Annotated in this window: 16 protein-coding genes; 13 read left to right on the plus strand and 3 right to left on the minus strand. The window is 59.5% G+C overall.

Annotated elements, in window-relative coordinates; all coding sequences use genetic code 11:
• Positions 1-33 precede the first annotated feature (33 nt).
• Positions 34-2,169, minus strand: a complete 2,136-nt coding sequence (locus tag HFD92_RS13200) for an intracellular growth attenuator family protein (protein ID WP_167429082.1) — start codon at positions 2,167-2,169, stop codon at positions 34-36.
• A 391-nt stretch (positions 2,170-2,560) separates the two neighbouring features.
• On the opposite strand from HFD92_RS13200, the gene nudE reads away from it, so the two are divergent.
• On the plus strand, positions 2,561-3,124 hold the full coding sequence (nudE, locus tag HFD92_RS13205; RefSeq protein ID WP_167429083.1) for an ADP compounds hydrolase NudE: 564 nt from the start codon (positions 2,561-2,563) through the stop codon (positions 3,122-3,124).
• Positions 3,125-3,178: 54 nt separating this feature from the next.
• On the opposite strand, the gene mrcA is transcribed toward nudE, so the two are convergent.
• Positions 3,179-5,728, minus strand: a complete 2,550-nt coding sequence (mrcA, locus tag HFD92_RS13210; RefSeq protein WP_009087693.1) for a peptidoglycan glycosyltransferase/peptidoglycan DD-transpeptidase MrcA — start codon at positions 5,726-5,728, stop codon at positions 3,179-3,181.
• A gap of 116 nt (positions 5,729-5,844) precedes the next feature.
• Here mrcA and pilM point away from each other — a divergent pair, with 116 nt between their 5' ends.
• From pilM to trpS, 12 genes are all read left to right on the plus strand, one after another.
• The gene (gene pilM, locus HFD92_RS13215) at positions 5,845-6,663 is read left to right on the plus strand and encodes a type IV pilus biogenesis protein PilM (protein ID WP_167429084.1); all 819 of its coding nucleotides are present in this window, start codon (positions 5,845-5,847) and stop codon (positions 6,661-6,663) included.
• Positions 6,654-7,193 carry a PilN domain-containing protein gene (locus HFD92_RS13220; RefSeq protein ID WP_167429085.1) on the plus strand — a complete coding sequence of 180 codons (540 nt, stop codon included), beginning with the start codon at positions 6,654-6,656 and terminating at the stop codon, positions 7,191-7,193. Before pilM ends, HFD92_RS13220 begins: the two co-directional genes overlap by 10 nt.
• Entirely contained in the window at positions 7,186-7,674 is a 489-nt protein-coding gene (locus HFD92_RS13225) for a hypothetical protein (RefSeq protein WP_167429086.1), read from the plus strand. The genes HFD92_RS13220 and HFD92_RS13225 overlap by 8 nt, the downstream gene beginning before the upstream one ends.
• Positions 7,664-8,044, plus strand: a complete 381-nt coding sequence (locus HFD92_RS13230) for a DNA utilization family protein (RefSeq protein WP_167429087.1) — start codon at positions 7,664-7,666, stop codon at positions 8,042-8,044. The genes HFD92_RS13225 and HFD92_RS13230 overlap by 11 nt, the downstream gene beginning before the upstream one ends.
• Positions 7,986-9,254 (plus strand): DNA uptake porin HofQ, encoded by a 1,269-nt coding sequence (gene hofQ / locus HFD92_RS13235; RefSeq protein ID WP_167429088.1) that lies wholly within the window; start codon positions 7,986-7,988, stop codon positions 9,252-9,254. The genes HFD92_RS13230 and hofQ overlap by 59 nt, the downstream gene beginning before the upstream one ends.
• 363 nt (positions 9,255-9,617) lie before the next feature.
• Positions 9,618-10,139, plus strand: a complete 522-nt coding sequence (gene aroK / locus HFD92_RS13240) for a shikimate kinase AroK (RefSeq protein ID WP_003852989.1) — start codon at positions 9,618-9,620, stop codon at positions 10,137-10,139.
• A gap of 38 nt (positions 10,140-10,177) precedes the next feature.
• Positions 10,178-11,266, plus strand: coding sequence for a 3-dehydroquinate synthase (gene aroB / locus HFD92_RS13245; protein ID WP_009087678.1), 1,089 nt, complete (start codon positions 10,178-10,180; stop codon positions 11,264-11,266).
• Positions 11,267-11,338: 72 nt separating this feature from the next.
• The gene (locus HFD92_RS13250) at positions 11,339-12,370 is read left to right on the plus strand and encodes an SPOR domain-containing protein (protein WP_009087676.1); all 1,032 of its coding nucleotides are present in this window, start codon (positions 11,339-11,341) and stop codon (positions 12,368-12,370) included.
• A 93-nt stretch (positions 12,371-12,463) separates the two neighbouring features.
• Positions 12,464-13,279: an adenine-specific DNA-methyltransferase gene (dam, locus tag HFD92_RS13255; RefSeq protein ID WP_009087673.1), complete on the plus strand. Its 816-nt coding sequence runs from the start codon at positions 12,464-12,466 to the stop codon at positions 13,277-13,279.
• 67 nt (positions 13,280-13,346) lie between these two features.
• Positions 13,347-14,030, plus strand: coding sequence for a ribulose-phosphate 3-epimerase (rpe, locus tag HFD92_RS13260; RefSeq protein ID WP_009087670.1), 684 nt, complete (start codon positions 13,347-13,349; stop codon positions 14,028-14,030).
• Positions 14,014-14,691 (plus strand): phosphoglycolate phosphatase, encoded by a 678-nt coding sequence (locus HFD92_RS13265; RefSeq protein WP_167429089.1) that lies wholly within the window; start codon positions 14,014-14,016, stop codon positions 14,689-14,691. The genes rpe and HFD92_RS13265 overlap by 17 nt, the downstream gene beginning before the upstream one ends.
• A gap of 16 nt (positions 14,692-14,707) precedes the next feature.
• The gene (gene trpS, locus HFD92_RS13270; RefSeq protein ID WP_167429090.1) at positions 14,708-15,709 is read left to right on the plus strand and encodes a tryptophan--tRNA ligase; all 1,002 of its coding nucleotides are present in this window, start codon (positions 14,708-14,710) and stop codon (positions 15,707-15,709) included.
• 56 nt (positions 15,710-15,765) lie between these two features.
• Here the strand turns inward: trpS and cysG are convergent, their stop codons facing one another.
• On the minus strand, positions 15,766-17,130 hold the full coding sequence (cysG, locus tag HFD92_RS13275; protein ID WP_167429091.1) for a siroheme synthase CysG: 1,365 nt from the start codon (positions 17,128-17,130) through the stop codon (positions 15,766-15,768).
• Positions 17,131-17,157: the final 27 nt, after the last annotated feature.

Genomic DNA, 17,157 nt, shown 5'->3' on the forward strand with positions numbered 1-17,157 from the left:
ACCGGGCGACAGGGTAGCACAGAAGGGCAGGGCTCAGAATATCGAGCGCACGCTCTGCAAAGTGCTGAGGTTATGGTTGAAACACTTGTCGTAGTAGAGCTGGATGTCGATCATGCGCTGGCGATTACGGTGCATGCGGCGCAGGGCCAGCAGTCCGTTGATCACGCCGCAGGCCAGCAGCACCATCAGCAGCAGTACGGTGCCAAGATAGCGCCACTGCGCCATGGCATCCGGTTCATTGTGCAGTGCGATGTGACGCGTGCCGTTGGCATCGGTGGTGATGCTGGTGATGATGCCGCTGGCGCTGAAAGGCGTATGCAGCAGCATGGCGGAGATGCGCTGCAGCTCATGCCACTGAGCGGGCGGATCGAGATCGAACAGTGACACGGCAGGCTGAGGCTGACTGACCAGCTGGCGACCCTCGTCACTGACGATCAGGAATCCTCCCGGCGGCGGGCTGTTGAGGTTTTCAGCCGCACGGCGGGTTTCGCGGAAAAAGAAGGTCGAGGTGGCGGTATTCACCAGGTTCTCCAGCGCTTCCGCACTGACCGGTCGCAGCAGCACGTTCATGCCGTTTAGCTGGCCGGAGTCGGCGCGGCGCATCAGCGCCTCCCAGTCTTTGGCGTTGCCCAGGTTTACCAGCGCGTTTTTCAGGCGCACGCAATCCTGCGGCTGATTACAGAGATCCTGGGTCTTCATGACCAGATCGGAGAAGTCATCCAGCAGAATCATGCCGGACTTCTGGATCGCTGACGCCAGCTGCGGGTTCAGTTTGGGATCGGTATTGGTTTCCGGGTGCAGCTGCCGGGTCGTGGTATCCAGCAGGGCGGCGGCTTTATCAATAATGTCAGATTGCGGCTGCGGCAACGGCTTCGCGTTATTCCAGTAGATGGCCGAGCAGTCGAACGGCATAAAGGCGTAACTCCGGTTGCTCTGGTAGTTATCCGGCACTGAACACATGCCAGTACCGCTCACCTTCAGGCTGTCGCCAATATTCAGGGCCACGCTGCTGAGTTTATCGACGCTGTTGACCTCCAGGCTGTCGGTGCCTCTGGCCCAGGCGAGACTGAGCTTGATCGGCATCCCGAGCGGGATCCAGGTGACCAGCAGGGTCAGCACCAGCAGCGAGCCGCAGGCCAGCACCACATTTTTCCGCCAGCGCTGAATCGGGAAATTTTTGACCTCATCCTGCAGGGATAAAAAGCGGCCCTGACGCACCACCTGACGATTAAGGTAGATCTCCACGTCGGTTACCTGACCGAGGTCGTGCGCGACATAGGGCTGCCAGTGCGCCGGATAGGCGAGATCGATAATTCCCAGCGTGATGTTGCTCTGCTCCTGGTTCGATTCGCTGAACAGACCCCAGCGCTTCGGCGCGCCGCGCAGGCAGTGGATGTCACGCATGCCGCGCTCACCCGGAATGCGATAGAGCAGCCACAGGCTGGCTGCGATCATTCCCGCACCGGCCAGCACCAGCCAGATCATCAGAGTCGTGGGCACCAGCAGGCTGAAGAAGAACAGTAAGAAAGCAAGCGAGATGATGACCCCTTCACGCGTGCCGTCTGGCCGCGACAGGCGATACTCTTCCGGGGTCTCTTTACGCACCTGCAGCAGTTCAACGTTTTCCGTTTCTGCTTTGCGGATCGAGGCGTTGGTCGACACCGGACGCATCAGCGTCGGCAGGGACTGCTGATCCACCGCGTAATCCACCAGCGAATGGCCGTTGAGCGAAATCACCAGCGGAATGGATTGGGTGCGGATTAACTCGACGTAGTTTTCGTCGGTGATGTACTGCTCCCACAGCGGCGGCAGATGAACTTCGACTTCATCCAGATAGTAACGCCATTTATGGGGATCGTCCGTTGAGAGGCCGTAGCGGGTAATGGCGCGGGTCACCGGATAGACGTTGTTGCTCTGCGCGGTCAGCGTCAGGCGTTCAGACGCGCTGCGCTTGTCGGTCGTCACGGCGGTGCGGGGCTGTTTTGCCAGTGCGGTGACATATTTGTCTACCGCCTCGCGCTCCTGAGGGGAAAGCTTACGGCAGGGCGGACTGATAAATGGCAGCGGTTTCGCCAACGGCGGACGATGCCGCATAGCGTACCAGAACCCAATACCTGCCAGGATTGAACAGGTCAGCACTATGGCCAGGATCATAAAGATTGTGCTCATGCTCTGCTCAATTCAGCCAAAATGCTGCCTTCACTTTAAACGTACGCTCCGGGGGATGCTCACTTCTGAAGAGGCATTCCGGAAGATTATATAATCCTGAGGAGTCAGACACCCGATTAAATAGTGCCAGGGAATATCTGATTAGCATTTATTAAACCCTGCCTTGTCCGAATGGTAACCGGCTCAGACTGGATTAAATATCGGTATTATCTGAAACTTATCGCAGCATATTGACTAATGCAAATTTAGTCTTAACTGATAACCAAAGGCTGTTATTCAATTGCCGGAATCTATGTAACGATATCGTTATGGTGAGACTGTCGCACAATTGCCTGGGGTTAGGTATGCTAATTCGTTCCTGATAGCCGGCGCAGAAACTTTTGAGGCTGATATGAAAATTCCAAAAAAACCTGACATCCTCAATATCACCACCGTGGCGCGTTCGCGGCTATTTACCGTCGAATCGGTCGATCTCGCCTTCAGTAATGGGGCGCGTCGCGTCTATGAGCGGATGAAGCCGTCAGAACGTGAAGCGGTCATGATTGTGCCCATTATTGATGACCATCTGATCCTGATTCAGGAGTATGCCGTCGGACTGGAAACCTATGAACTCGGGTTTCCCAAAGGGCTGATCGATGCAGGCGAAACCGTGAATAAGGCGGCGGTGCGTGAACTGAAAGAAGAGGTCGGTTTTGGGGCTGAGCACCTCACGCCGCTGGGCAAGCTCACGATGGCCCCCTCCTACTTTTCCAGCAAAATGAATATCGTGGTGGCAGAAGGCCTCTATCCCGATAAGCTGGAAGGTGACGAGCCGGAGCCGCTGATTGTTCACCGCTGGCCGCTGAGCGATATGCTGTCGCTGCTGGAGGAGCCCGATTTTCGCGAGGCGCGCAACGTCAGTGCGCTCTTTATGGCGCGCGAATGGCTGGTGAAGCAGGGGCGTCTGCGCTACTGAATAAAAAAGGCCGACTGATGTCGGCCTTTTAACAGGGTAGGTGTGCGGGTCACATCAGAACAGCTCGTGACTCTCGCCGTTGTCCATAATGGTGGTGCCCACATCATGAACGGAATACTCGGTCGGCTGGGTACCGTTGATGAAGTACTCCTGACGCGTATTGCCTCCGCCATTTGCCAGCTTGCCGGTGCTGCGGTCAATCGTGACCGTGACCACGCCATCCGGCGGCGTTAACGGCTGCACCGGTACCCCCTCCAGCGCACTCTTCATATATTCATCCCATGCCGGTTGCGCACTCTTAGCGCCGCCCTCATAGCCTGAAATCTGATCGGGAATCGCGCCGGAAAGGGTGCTGCGGCCTAAATTGCGGCGCGCATCATCAAAACCGATCCAGACGGAGGTCACGACGCCAGGGCCATAACCCGAGAACCAGGCATCTTTCGAGCTGTTCGTGGTACCGGTTTTTCCGCCAATGTCATTACGCTTCAGGTCACGACCGGCACGCCAGCCGGTTCCCATCCAGCCCGGTTCACCGAAGATGTTGCTGTTCAGTGCGCTCCTGATGAGGAAGCTGAGCGGGGTGTTGATGACATGCGGGGCATATTGCTGTTCGCCCTGCTGTGCCTGGGCCGGAACCTGCTCCAGTGCAGGCTGTGGCACCGCCTGGTTCTGATTGCTGTCTGACGCGGCCACGTTCTCAACGCTCTCTTCGTTCAGCGCCAGCGCTTTCTTCGTTTCGCCGTAGATGACCGGCAGATTGCACTGCGGACAGGCGATCTTCGGTTTCTCTTCAAAGACAATGCCGCCCTGTTCATTCTCAATCCGGGTGATGAAGTACGGGTCAATCAGGAAGCCGCCATTCGCCATCACGGAGTAGCCGCGCACCACCTGTAACGGGGTGAACGAGGCCGCCCCCAGGGCCAGCGACTCGGTATGAATAATGTTCTGCGCCGGGAATCCAAAGCGCTGCAGATATTCTGCGGCATAATCCACGCCCATGGCGCGCATCGCACGCACCATTACCACGTTTTTCGACTGGCCAAGTCCCTGACGCAGGCGAATCGGTCCATCGTAGGTTGGCGGTGAGTTTTTCGGACGCCAGTCGGCACCCGCACCGGCATCCCAGCGTGAAATCGGCACATCGTTCAGGATCGACGCCAGCGTCAGTCCGCGATCCATCGCGGCGGTGTAGAGGAACGGCTTGATGTTAGAGCCGACCTGGCGCAGTGCCTGAGTTGCACGGTTAAACATGCTCTGGTTAAAGGCGAAGCCGCCTACCAGCGCCCGCACCGCACCATCATTCGGATCGAGTGAGACCAGCGCCGAGTTCACATCCGGTACCTGGCCCAGCCACCACGCATCACCCACTTTGCGCACCCAGATCTGCTGGCCTGGCTGCAGCACCTGCGTCACGCTTTTCGGCGTCGGGCCCTGCACGGTGTCAGACTTATAAGGACGCGCCCAGCGCACACCCGCTAAGGCCAGCGACACATTGCTGCCATCTTTCATCATCACGGTTGCTTCATCACTGCGTGCTTCCGTGACCACCGCCGGATAGAGCGGGCCATAGACCGGCAGCGCACTCAGCGCTTTCTCGATCTTAGTCTGATCCCAGGCGGGCTCGCCCACCCGCCACAGCACGCTGGTCGGGCCGCGATAGCCATGACGCATATCGTAGGCGATGACGTTGTTACGCACTGAAGTCTGAGCCGCTTCCTGCAGGCGACGGGTCACGGTGGTGTAAACCTTATAGCCGTCGGTGTAGGCGTTGTCGCCGTAGCGCTTCACCATCTCCTGGCGCACCATCTCGCTGAGATAAGGGGCAGAGAAGGCGATTTCCGGGCCATGATATTTCGCCACCAGCGGCGTATTGCGTGCCTCATCATACTGCTGCTGTGTGATGTAGTGCTGATCCAGCATACGCGCCAGCACCACGTTGCGACGCGACAGGGCGCGGCTCGGCGAGTAGAGCGGGTTAAAGGTGGACGGCGCTTTCGGCAGACCGGCAATCATCGCCATTTCACTCAGCGACAGCTGGTCAACCGGCTTACCAAAATAGACCTGCGAAGCAGCACCGATGCCATAAGCCCGGTAGCCGAGGTAGATCTTATTCAGGTAGAGCTCAAGAATTTCATCCTTATTGAGTAACTGCTCAATGCGGATTGCCAGAAACGCTTCCTTTATTTTACGCATCAGGGTGCGTTCCGGACTCAGGAAGAAGTTACGGGCCAGCTGCTGAGTGATGGTACTTGCCCCCTGGGAGGCGTGACCGGAGACCAGCGCGATGCTGGCCGCCCGGAAAATCCCCACCGGGTCCACACCGTGGTGCTCATAAAAACGGCTGTCTTCGGTTGCAATAAACGCTTTCACCATCACAGGTGGCACTTGCTGCAGGGTCAAAGGAATACGGCGCATTTCGCCATACTGGGCGATCAGATCGCCGTCGGCGCTGTAAACCTGCATAGGGGTTTGCAGACGCACATCTTTCAGCGTGTTGACGTCAGGCAGCTGTGGCTCGATGTACTTGTACAAGCCATAAATCGAGCCAGCTCCCAACAGGATGCAACACACTGTAAGGATCAATAAATACTTTACGAACTTCACCTGGAGTTTCCCATCTATTGTCGTTTGAGCAGTTTATAAACAACCGCGCGGTAGTATAAAGGCAAGCCAGACGCTTTGATATGTCCATTTTCCCGGACGATAAGGAGATCGCGCGCATGGCTTTTCATACCTGGCAAATCGGGCTGGATATTCAGAACAGGCAGATGTGTGGCCTGGCCCTCCAGCGTCGTCGTGATGGCTGGCAGCTACGCCACTGGTGGCTGCAACGGCTGCCGCAAGATACGTTAAGAAACGGCGTGCTGCAATCTTCGCCTGAATTACAGGCGGTCCTGACAGCCTGGCGTCAGCAGTTGCCGCGCCGTTACTCGCTGAGGGTCGGGTTCCCCGCCCGGCTGGTGCTGCAGCGGCCGCTTCCGCTGCCCGCACAGTCACTCAGGGAGCCTGCGCTGGGGCACTACGTGCAGGTGGCCGCGCGTCGTCTCTTTCCACTGGAGCCTGACATGCTGGCGCTGGACTATCACGAGGAGGCCGGGAGCCGTCAGCTCTGCGTCACGGCGGCCCGGCGGGAGAGTGTTGACCAGTGGATGATCCCCCTGTTACAGGCGGGATTCAGGCCGCAGGTGCTGGAACTGACCACCGACGCGCTGAAGCGGCTGGCCCGGCAGGCGCGACTGCCGGGCGGCACGGTGCTGGTGCTGCAGCAGGAGGGGCGCTGGCTCTGGAGTGATGCGCAGACCGCAGCGGAGTGTGATGACGCCACCACGCTGGACGCACTGAAACAGCAGGCCTTTCCCCAGGCAACGGCCATCGCCTGGTGTGCCGCCACGCCAGCCGCGCTGCCCGCTGACGCTGTCGCGTTTTCCCCTTTTGATCTGCTTCGTTATCAGCAGCCCCCGTTGCCCGCGAATCCGGGAGCCTTTGCACTGGCGACCGGGCTGGCGCTGACCAGCGGAGATGACCCGGCGTGGCGGTAAATCTGCTGCCGTGGCGGCAGCAACGGCGGCAGCGGCAGCGGCGGCAGAGCCTGCTGGTGCTGGCACTGGTGGCGGCCGGTCTGCTGCTGCTGCTGATGCAGCAGGCGTACCGGGTCCATGAGGCGCGCCAGCAGATAGCGCAGGAGAGCAGAATGCAGCAGCAGGCGCTGGAGACACTGGCTGCGCGTTTAGCGCAGCAGAAGCAGCTGCTGGAACAGCTCGCGCTTCTGCAAAAACAGCAGGCGAAGCAGCGTGACAAGGCTGCGCAGCTGGCCGGGTGGCAACAGTTCTGGCGCGATCTGCCCGGCATGCTGCCCGATACCGCCTGGCTGACCCGGCTGGAGAAGCGCGATAACCGCCTGATCCTGGAGGGGCAGGCGCAGGATATGGCAGCAATCCGGCAGTTTCGCCAGCAGCTTGCTACCGCCGCCCTGTTGGGTCAGGTGCAGCAGGGTGGGGTCCGGCGTCAGGCGGATGGCCGCTACCATTTTTCGCTACGGGCGCAGATAGCCGGGGGACGCGATGATTGATCGCTGGTGTCAGATGGCGGCTGTTCCGCGCTACGGCCTGCTGCTCCTTCTCGCGTCGGGTCTGCTTTTGCTTATCTGGCTGCCGGGCTTACGGCCTCAGCAGCAGGCACTGGCCGCTGAACGGGCGGCGCTGTCACAGTTAACCCGAACTCTGCAGCAGCGCCAGCAGCAGTGGCGTCAGCATCCCGCCATCGCGCAGCTGCAGGCGCAGCGGGAGGCGATGCAGCGCGCTCTGACTCGCGCAGCCGCATCGGAGGGGGCTATCGACGATATTCTGGCGGGCCGCCCTCACCAGCTGGAGGCGTGGCAGCCGGATGGCCCCGCCCGCCTGCTGACGCTGCATCTGCCCTGGCAGGCGTTCCGGACACTCTTTGCTGAGTTTGCCCAAGCCTCTGCGCCATTGCCTGTGCATTTCCTGCTGCTGGCGCAGCCGCACGATCTGGAGGCGCAACTCTGGCTGGAGCCAGCCGATGCGCCATAGCCTGCTGATTCTGCTGCTGTGCTGGGGTGGTGTGCTGGCACGCGATCCCTTCCGGCCTGTTGCCGGTTCCCTGTGTCAGGAGGCGGTGGCCCCGCTCACCGGCTGGCGTCTGCAGGGGATTGCCGGGCGGGAAACCCGCTATCAGGCCTGGCTGCTTACCCCGCAGGGAGAACGCGTCACGCTGGGCAGCGACACGCCTTTTCCGCTGACGCCCTGGCAACTGGTGGCGATCACCTCCCGCAGCCTCACGCTTGCCGTGCCGGCGAGCTGTCACGCTCAGCGAACCACATTTTATTTAAAAGGATATGCGCATGTTAAGGATAGCGACCCTGCTCCTCATCAGCAGCCTGCAGCCGGTTTTCGCCGCTGACGAGGCGCCGCTCAGCCTCGCTTTTGACCACGCACCGGTAGAGCAGATTCTGCAGGCGCTGGCTGACTATCAGCAGGTCAATCTGCTGATCGCGCCTGAGGTTGAGGGGACGCTATCGCTGCGGCTGGATAACCTGCCGTGGCGTCAGGCGCTGGCGCTGGTGGCGCGGATGGCAAAACTGACGGTTATTGAGCAGGATAATGTTCTGCTGGTCTATCCGCTGCGCTGGCAGCAGGCGCAGGACGCGGCCCGGGAGGCGGAGCGGCAGGCGCAGTTACAGCAGACGCCTTTGCAACAGCGCACGGTCACACTCCGTTATGCCAGCGCCAGCGACGTTCATGCCAGCCTGCTGAGTGAACGCCAGTCACTGATGACGCCGCGTGGCAGCGTGACGGTGGATAAACGCACCAACGCGCTGCTTCTGCGCGATACCGCCGCGGCACTGAAAGAGACGGCGCGCTGGATTCAGGGGCTGGATCGGCCACTGGAGCAGATTGAACTCTCTGCCCATATCGTCACCATCAGTGAGGAGCATCTGCAGGAGCTGGGGGTGCAGTGGGGCATGCTGGCGGGAGATGCAGCGGTGACAGAGAGCCTGCATCATCCCCGGCTCGCTGTTCCGCTGGCGGTAAGTTCACCCGGTATCAGCGCGGGGATGGCGCTGGCGCGTATCGGCGGCGCCCTGCTGGATCTGGAGCTGAGCGCTCTGGAGCAGGAGAACCAGATTGAGATCATCGCCAGTCCGCGCCTCTTCACCTCGCACCAGCAGACCGCCTCGATTAAGCAGGGCACTGAAATTCCCTATGAAGTGTCGGCAGGCAACAGCGGCGCCACCTCGATTGAGTTTAAAGAAGCGGTGCTGGGCATGGAGGTGACGCCCACTATCGCCGGAAACGGCCGTATCCGGCTGAAGATCCATATCAGTCAGAATATGCCGGGACGCAGCATCCGGACCGGTGACAGCGACATCTTATCCATCGATAAACAGGAAATAGAGACTCAGGTCACGGTCAGCGACGGGCAAACGCTGGCCTTAGGCGGTATCTTTCAGCAGCAGCGAAACCGGGGAGAGAACAGGGTGCCGCTGCTGGGAAAGGTGCCGCTGATTGGCGGACTGTTTCGCCAGCAATCGGCGCAGCGTAAAAAAAGAGAGCTGGTTATCTTTATTACGCCGCGATTGGTCAGGGAAGCAGCGCTTACGACGGGATAAAACGGAAAATGAGGCCCTCGGGGTCATCTGCGTTGACGCAGAAGAGGAATTAGCTTACAAGGTTTAGCGATTTTCAATACGGTGTAACCGTCTGAACCGGATAAATCCCGGTTAACAGATCAGACAACTCCTCTGTAAGCAGCGTGGTAAAAGACGCAGCGCTGGCGCGTTACAGTTTCGCGAACACAGGCCAATTCAGAAATGGATGTGCTGAAGGCAATATAATCGGTTGCCAAACAGCCTTGAGTGTTGAGATAATTTTTCATCTGACTCTTGCTAACGCTCATGAGGTCTCAGTTCCTGTCCCGCCAGCAAAAGCTGAACGCGGGGTATCATTAACGAATTCTTAGTAATACCGACAAAATGGCAGAGAAACGCAATATCTTTCTGGTTGGGCCGATGGGTGCCGGCAAAAGCACTATTGGCCGTCAGTTGGCTCAGCAACTCAACATGGAGTTCTTCGATTCCGATCAGGAAATTGAGCGACGCACCGGAGCGGATGTGGGCTGGGTTTTTGATGTGGAAGGCGAAGCTGGCTTTCGCGATCGCGAAGAAAAAATCATTAACGAACTGACCGAGAAGCAAGGCATCGTCCTGGCGACAGGGGGTGGTTCCGTCAAATCCCGGGAAACGCGTAATCGTCTCTCCGCCCGTGGTGTTGTGGTTTATCTTGAAACCACGATCGAGAAGCAACTGGCGCGCACTCAGCGCGATAAAAAACGTCCGTTGCTGCAGGTGGACTCCCCGCCGCGTGAGGTGCTTGAAGCGCTGGCTGGCGAACGTAACCCGCTCTACGAAGAGATCGCCGATGTGACCATTCGTACAGACGACCAGAGTGCGAAAGTCGTGGCGAATCAGATTATCCACATGTTGGAAAAAAGTTGATCCAACGTTCGAAGGCTCTCTGACAGGTATTGAGCATCATGGAGAAGATCACCGTCTCACTGGGGGAACGCAGTTACCCCATCACTATCGCCGCCGGACTGTTTAACGATCCGGCTTCTTTTTGGCCGCTGACCGCGGGCGAAAACGCCATGGTGGTGACCAACCAGACGCTGGCACCGCTCTATCTTGACAGGATAACGGCGCAGCTGACGGCGGCAGGCGTAAAAGTTGATCAGGTGATCTTACCCGATGGCGAACAATATAAGACGCTGGCGGTGATGGATCAGGTTTTTACCGCACTGCTGCAGAAGCCGCACGGTCGTGATACGACGCTGGTTGCCTTAGGCGGCGGCGTCATTGGCGATCTGGCCGGTTTTGCTGCGGCCAGCTATCAGCGTGGCGTGCGCTTTATTCAGGTTCCGACCACCTTACTGTCGCAGGTGGACTCGTCGGTGGGTGGCAAAACCGCTGTGAACCATCCGCTGGGCAAAAACATGATCGGCGCCTTTTATCAGCCTGCCTCGGTGGTGATCGATACCGCCTGTCTGCAGACGCTGCCGGCGCGTGAGCTGGCCTCCGGTCTGGCAGAAGTGATCAAGTATGGCGTTATTCTCGACGGCGCCTTTTTCCAGTGGCTGGAGCAGAATATTGATGCGCTGCTGGCGCTGGATGAACAGGCGCTGGCGTACTGCATTCGTCGCTGCTGTGAGCTGAAAGCAGAGGTGGTGGCGGCTGATGAGCGTGAAAACGGTCAGCGGGCGCTGCTCAATCTGGGGCACACTTTTGGCCATGCGATTGAAGCGCATATGGGCTACGGCAACTGGCTGCACGGTGAAGCGATTGCCGCAGGTATGGTGATGGCGGCGCGCACGGCGGAACGGCTGGGGCAGTTCCAGCCGCACGAGACGGAACGCCTCATTGCCCTGTTGCAGCGTGCCGGTTTACCGGTGCATGGCCCACAGGCGATGCGTGCAGAGATGTACCTGCCGCACATGATGCGCGATAAAAAAGTTCTGGCGGGCGAACTGCGGCTGGTTCTGCCGTTGTCGATCGGCCGCTCTGAAGTGCGTGGCGGCGTGGCACATGATATGGTGCTGGCTGCAATTAACGATTGTCAGCAACCCTGAGAATAAGCAGTTGAGTGGTGACGCGGCGCGCAGGGTGCGCAGTGCGGAATGCCGCTTTACGGAGGAGGCAAAATGGATGAGTTTAAACCGGAAGATGAGTTAAAACCTGACGCCAGCGACCGCCGTCCCTCGCGCCCTCGTAAGTCGTCTACCGCAGCCAGAATACCGGTTTCGCGCCAGCGCATCATGATGGGCGTCGGGATTCTGGTTCTGCTGTTACTGGTTCTGGGGATTGGTTCCGCGCTGAACGGCCCTGATGAGAAAAAAACCGCGTCAGCGGGCACTACGCCTGCTGCGGGTGGCAGCACCGGCAGTGAGAAGAACATCGACCTGACCGGCTCCTCTTCCATGTCTGGCGCTCAGAACACGCCGGCCACCACCGACAATAATGCGGCGGCCAGCGGTGAGGCGGCGTCCGGCCAGGCGCGTGACGTCTCAATGCCACCTGTTGCCTCTACGCCGACCCAGGCTGCACCGGTTGACGCCCCAGCGAATCAGCAGCGCGTCACCTTGCCAGGCGATCTGAACAGTGCGCTGAGCAATCAGCAGCAGCAGGTCGACAGTGCGGCAATGGGCTCGCAGGGCGGCAGCTCACTGCCGACCGCGCCTGCCACCGTCAGCGGCAATGCCGGAACGGCGGCAAATCCCGTTACCGCACCGGTGACGCGTCAGACACCAGCCCGCTCAAACGCGGCCTCCCGTCCGGCGCACGACACCGCGCACAAAGCGGCGGCGAAGCCGGCAACCCGCGACAGCAAAACACATACGACGCCAGCACGGTCACCCGTCAGTTCTGCGCCCGCTACATCGGCAGCAGGCAGCAGCACGGCCAGCAAATCACTGCCAGGCGGCAGCTACACCCTGCAGCTGAGCGGCGCGTCGAAAGCAGAAAGCCTGAATGCCTGGGCGAAGCAGCAGAATCTGAGCGGCTATCACGTCTACAAAACCACCCGTAATGGTCAGGCGTGGTATGTGCTGGTGAGCGGCTCCTATGCCACACCGGCTGATGCCAAACGCGCTGTCGCCTCGTTGCCTGCAGACGTACGCGCGAAAAATCCGTGGGTAAAACCGGTCAGCCAGGTGAAGAAAGAAGCCAGTCAATAGCGGACAGGGGGCCAGTCTCTGGCCCCGTTTTAAGCGCAGATCTGCTGTCGGTCCAGCCACAGCCTCACAATAAGATGTAATTACCACGACAGCATGAAAAAAAATCGCGCTTTCCTGAAATGGGCAGGGGGAAAATTTCCCTTAGTCGAAGAGATCCATCGCCATCTGCCGCAAGGCGACTGCCTGGTCGAGCCATTTGTTGGCGCGGGTTCGGTGTTTCTGAACACCGAATTTGATCGCTATCATCTCGCTGACATCAACAGCGACCTGATTAATCTCTATAACATCGTCAAACTGCGCACCGCGGATTTCATTCGTGACGCGCAATTGCTGTTCACGCCGGAAGGAAACACTGAAGCCTGTTACTACCAGCGTCGCACCGAATTTAACCTCAGCACGGATGCCTACCAGCGCGCGCTGCTGTTCCTCTATCTGAACCGCCACTGTTATAACGGCCTCTGCCGTTATAACCTGCGTGGTGAGTTCAACGTGCCGTTTGGCCGCTATCGCAAACCCTATTTTCCGGAAGCTGAACTGTTATGGTTTGCCGAGCGAGCGCAAAAAGCGACGTTTGTCTGTGAATCGTACGATGTTACCCTGACCAGTGCCGGCAAAGGCTCGGTGGTCTATTGTGACCCCCCTTATGCGCCGCTGTCGGCAACGGCCAACTTTACGGCTTATCACACCAACAGCTTCAGCCTGCGTGAGCAGGAGAATCTGGCGATGCTGGCGGCACAGCTGGCCGCGTCAGAGCACCGGATTCCGGTACTGATTTCTAACCACGACACTGCACTGACGCGTCTGTGGTATCAGGATGCAGTGTTACATGTGGTCAAAGCCCGGCGTTCTATCAGCCGGAGCATAACCGGTCGCACCAAGGTCGACGAACTGCTGGCACTTTATCGCTAGTCTGTTTCGTCCGCGACCAACGCATTACGCCAGCCTGAGTGCTGGCGCACAACAGTGGGAGAATCGGATGAAACAATATTTGCTGGCCCCTTCAATCCTGTCGGCGGACTTTGCCCGCCTGGGCGAAGATACAGCCAAAGCGCTGGCGGCCGGAGGTGACGTGGTTCACTTCGACGTAATGGACAACCACTACGTGCCAAACCTGACCATGGGTCCGATGGTGCTGAAAGCCCTGCGCGACTATGGCATCACCGCCCCTATCGATGTGCATCTGATGGTGAAACCCGTTGATGCGCTGATCCCGGAATTCGCCAAAGCGGGTGCCACCTATATCACCTTTCATCCCGAAGCCAGCGAACACGTTGACCGCACCCTGCAGCTGATTAAAGAGCATGGCTGCAAAGCCGGTCTGGTCTTTAACCCGGCGACCCCGCTGAGCTACCTCGATTACGTCATGGATAAGCTGGATATCATTCTGCTGATGTCCGTAAACCCGGGCTTTGGCGGCCAGTCATTTATCCCGGGCACCCTGGATAAACTGCGTGAAGCGCGCCGGCGTATCGATCAGAGCGGCTACAACATCCGTCTGGAAGTGGATGGCGGTGTGAAGATCGACAACATTGGCCAGATTGCCGCCGCCGGTGCCGACATGTTTGTTGCCGGTTCCGCCATCTTCGGTCATCCCGACTATAAAAAAGTCATCGACGACATGCGCAACGAACTGGAGAAGGCCAATGGCTCATTTCACTGATATTCGCGCGCTGGCGTTTGATCTGGATGGCACCCTGGTGGATAGCGCACCCGGCCTTGCCGAGGCTATCGACCGCACGCTGAACGACCTGCGTCTGCCGCAGGCGGGCCTGGCGCGGATCTCCACGTGGATTGGCAACGGTGCCGATATCATGATGGCGCGTGCGCTGACCTTTGCGCTGGGCCGCGAACCGCAGCCGGAAGAGCAGCGCGATGCGCGGGCGCTGTTTGACCGGCACTACGCCGATACCGTGGAGGCGGGCAGTACGCTGTTTCCGCACGTGAAGCAGACGCTGGCAGCCCTTAAGGCGACCGGACTGCCGATGGCGATTGTCACCAACAAGCCGACGCCGTTTGTGGCGCCGCTGCTGGAATCGCTGGGGATTGCCGATGCGTTTTCGCTGATTATTGGTGGCGATGATGTGCCGGTTAAAAAACCGCATCCGGCCGCCATTTTTATGGTGCTTGGCACCTTTGGGGTGCTGCAGGATCAGTTGCTGTTTGTCGGCGACTCCCGCAATGATATCCAGGCGGCGCAGGCGGCAGGCGTGCCCAATGTGGCCATGACCTATGGCTATAACTATGGCGAGCCGATTGCCACCAGCCAGCCCGATTTAACTCTCGACTCTTTCGACGAACTTTTGCCCGCTCTGGGGCTGTAAATATCAGGACTTAAGTATGAAACCCATCGTTTTCAGCGGCGCACAGCCGTCCGGCGAACTGACCATCGGCAACTATATGGGTGCGCTGCGTCAGTGGGTGCAGATGCAGGATGATTACCACTGCATTTACTGCATCGTTGATCTGCATGCTATCACCGTGCGTCAGGACCCTGCCGCACTGCGTAAAGCGACGCTGGACACGCTGGCGCTCTATCTTGCCTGCGGCATCGACCCGCAAAAAAGCACCATCTTTGTTCAGTCCCATGTGCCGGAGCATACGCAGCTGAGCTGGATCCTGAACTGCTACGCCTATTTCGGTGAGCTGAGCCGCATGACGCAGTTCAAGGATAAATCCGCACGCTACGAAGAGAACATCAATGCCGGTCTGTTCGACTATCCGGTGCTGATGGCGGCGGACATTCTGCTCTATCAGACCCATCAGGTGCCGGTCGGTGAAGATCAGAAACAGCATCTGGAGCTGAGCCGTGATATCGCGCATCGTTTCAATGCGCTGTATGGCGACATCTTCAAGGTGCCGGAGCCGTTCATTCCGAAGTCTGGCGCGCGCGTGATGTCGCTGCTGGAACCGACGAAAAAGATGTCCAAGTCTGACGACAACCGCAACAACGTGATCGGCCTGCTGGAAGATCCGAAAGAGGTGGTGAAGAAGATTAAACGCGCCGTCACCGACTCTGAAGAGCCACCAGTGGTGCGCTACGACGTGAAAGAGAAGGCGGGCGTCTCTAACCTGCTGGATATTCTGTCGGGCGTGACCGGTCAGAGTATCGCCGAGCTTGAGCAGGCGTTTGAGGGCAAGATGTATGGCCATCTGAAAGGCGCGGTGGCGGATGCGGTGTCGGGCATGCTCTCTGAGCTGCAGGAGCGTTATCACACCTTCCGCAACGACGAAGCGCTGCTGGAGCAGGTGATGCGTGATGGCGCGGCGAAAGCACGCGCACAGGCGCAGGAAACCCTGAAGAAGGTGTATGAGGCGGTGGGCTTCGTTGCGATGCCGTAACGGCTGAGCAGTCAATGAAACGGCGGACATGATGTCCGCCGTTTTTATTTGTCGATTCAGAACCAGCGCAGCGTCTCGCGCAGACTGACCACGCTGCCTATGATGACCAGGCCCGGACTGCTCACCTGTCCGGCCAGACTCTCCAGCTCGCTCAGCATGCCGGTCACCACCCGCTGACGCGCTGTGGTGCCGTTCTCCACCAGCGCCACCGGCATGTCGCTGCGCATCCCGTGTCGGATCAGCTGCTGCGCTATCTCTGCGGCCTGCGTCAGCCCCATGTAAAAGACCAGCGTCTGCTGTTCCGCCGCCAGCGTCTGCCAGGCGAGGGTGCCCGTTTTCTGCAGATGGCCGGTAACCAGCCTGACGCTCTGCGCATGATCGCGGTGGGTCAGGGGAATGCCGCTGTAAGCCGCGCAGCCTGACGCGGCGGTGATCCCCGGCACCACGCTGAAAGGGATCTGCTGCTGCGCCAGCGCCTCCAGCTCTTCGCCGCCCCGTCCAAAGATAAAGGGATCGCCCCCTTTCAGCCGTACCACACGCTTTCCGCGCTGCGCCTGTTCGCAGAGCAGCTGATTAATCGACGCCTGCGGCACGCAGTGATGTCCGGCGCGTTTACCCACGAAGATACGCTCGGCATCGCGGCGTACCAGGTTCAGGACAGCATCGGAGACCAGGCGGTCATAGACGATGACGTCCGCCTGCTGAATAAGCTGTAAGCCTTTCAGGGTCAGTAGTCCGGCATCGCCCGGCCCGGCACCGACCAGCGCCACCTCCCCCTGGCGGGCCGGATCGGCGTCAAAAAGCGCGTCAGCGATCTGCTCTGCACGCGGCCTGTCGCCGTTCGCCAGCGATTGCGCCAGTCGCTCGCTGTGAAAGAAGCGCTCCCAGAAGCGGCGGCGGGCACCTGGCGCGCCATACTGCTTTTTCACCCGCGCGCGCAGGTGACCGGCCAGCTGCGCCAGCTGGCCGAGATGTTGCGGCAGCCTCGCCTCCAGCTTCTCCCGCAGCAGGCGCGCCAGCACCGGCGCCCGTCCGCCGGACGACACCGCCACCATCAGCGGGGAACGATCGATGATCGATGGCACAATCGCGCTGGCCTGCTGCGGTGCATCCACCAGGTTGCAGAAGATCTTATGCCTTTCCGCCGCTTCCGCCACCTGCTGATTGACCGCGTTGTCGCTGGTGGCGGCCACCACCAGCCAGCAGCCGTTCAGCCAGTGCGGATCGAAATGTCCCGACAGCAGCGTAACCGCACGCTGCTGTGCCCACGCCCGGAAGGCGGGCGAAAAATCAGGAGCACCCACCCGGAGTTCGGCACCGGCTTCCAGCAGCAGGCGGGCTTTGCGCTCCGCCACATCACCCGCACCCACCAGCAGACAGCGCCGGCCCTGCAGGCGGCAGAAGAGGGGGAAGTAGTCCATCAGCGATCCTTAAAAAAGCCCGCCGGA

Source organism: Pantoea sp. EKM101V (assembly GCF_011800325.1).
Lineage (GTDB): Bacteria > Pseudomonadota > Gammaproteobacteria > Enterobacterales > Enterobacteriaceae > Pantoea > Pantoea anthophila.

Excerpts from the sequence above, each read along its gene's own strand:
- HFD92_RS13200 (WP_167429082.1), bottom strand. The coding sequence starts at position 2,169 with ATGAGCACAATCTTTATGATCCTGGCCATAGTGCTGACCTGTTCAATC.
- nudE (WP_167429083.1), top strand. The coding sequence starts at position 2,561 with ATGAAAATTCCAAAAAAACCTGACATCCTCAATATCACCACCGTGGCG.
- pilM (WP_167429084.1), top strand. The coding sequence starts at position 5,845 with ATGGCTTTTCATACCTGGCAAATCGGGCTGGATATTCAGAACAGGCAG.
- HFD92_RS13225 (WP_167429086.1), top strand. The coding sequence starts at position 7,186 with ATGATTGATCGCTGGTGTCAGATGGCGGCTGTTCCGCGCTACGGCCTG.
- HFD92_RS13230 (WP_167429087.1), top strand. The coding sequence starts at position 7,664 with ATGCGCCATAGCCTGCTGATTCTGCTGCTGTGCTGGGGTGGTGTGCTG.
- hofQ (WP_167429088.1), top strand. The coding sequence starts at position 7,986 with ATGTTAAGGATAGCGACCCTGCTCCTCATCAGCAGCCTGCAGCCGGTT.
- aroK (WP_003852989.1), top strand. The coding sequence starts at position 9,618 with ATGGCAGAGAAACGCAATATCTTTCTGGTTGGGCCGATGGGTGCCGGC.
- aroB (WP_009087678.1), top strand. The coding sequence starts at position 10,178 with ATGGAGAAGATCACCGTCTCACTGGGGGAACGCAGTTACCCCATCACT.
- HFD92_RS13250 (WP_009087676.1), top strand. The coding sequence starts at position 11,339 with ATGGATGAGTTTAAACCGGAAGATGAGTTAAAACCTGACGCCAGCGAC.
- dam (WP_009087673.1), top strand. The coding sequence starts at position 12,464 with ATGAAAAAAAATCGCGCTTTCCTGAAATGGGCAGGGGGAAAATTTCCC.
- rpe (WP_009087670.1), top strand. The coding sequence starts at position 13,347 with ATGAAACAATATTTGCTGGCCCCTTCAATCCTGTCGGCGGACTTTGCC.
- HFD92_RS13265 (WP_167429089.1), top strand. The coding sequence starts at position 14,014 with ATGGCTCATTTCACTGATATTCGCGCGCTGGCGTTTGATCTGGATGGC.
- trpS (WP_167429090.1), top strand. The coding sequence starts at position 14,708 with ATGAAACCCATCGTTTTCAGCGGCGCACAGCCGTCCGGCGAACTGACC.
- cysG (WP_167429091.1), bottom strand. The coding sequence starts at position 17,130 with ATGGACTACTTCCCCCTCTTCTGCCGCCTGCAGGGCCGGCGCTGTCTG.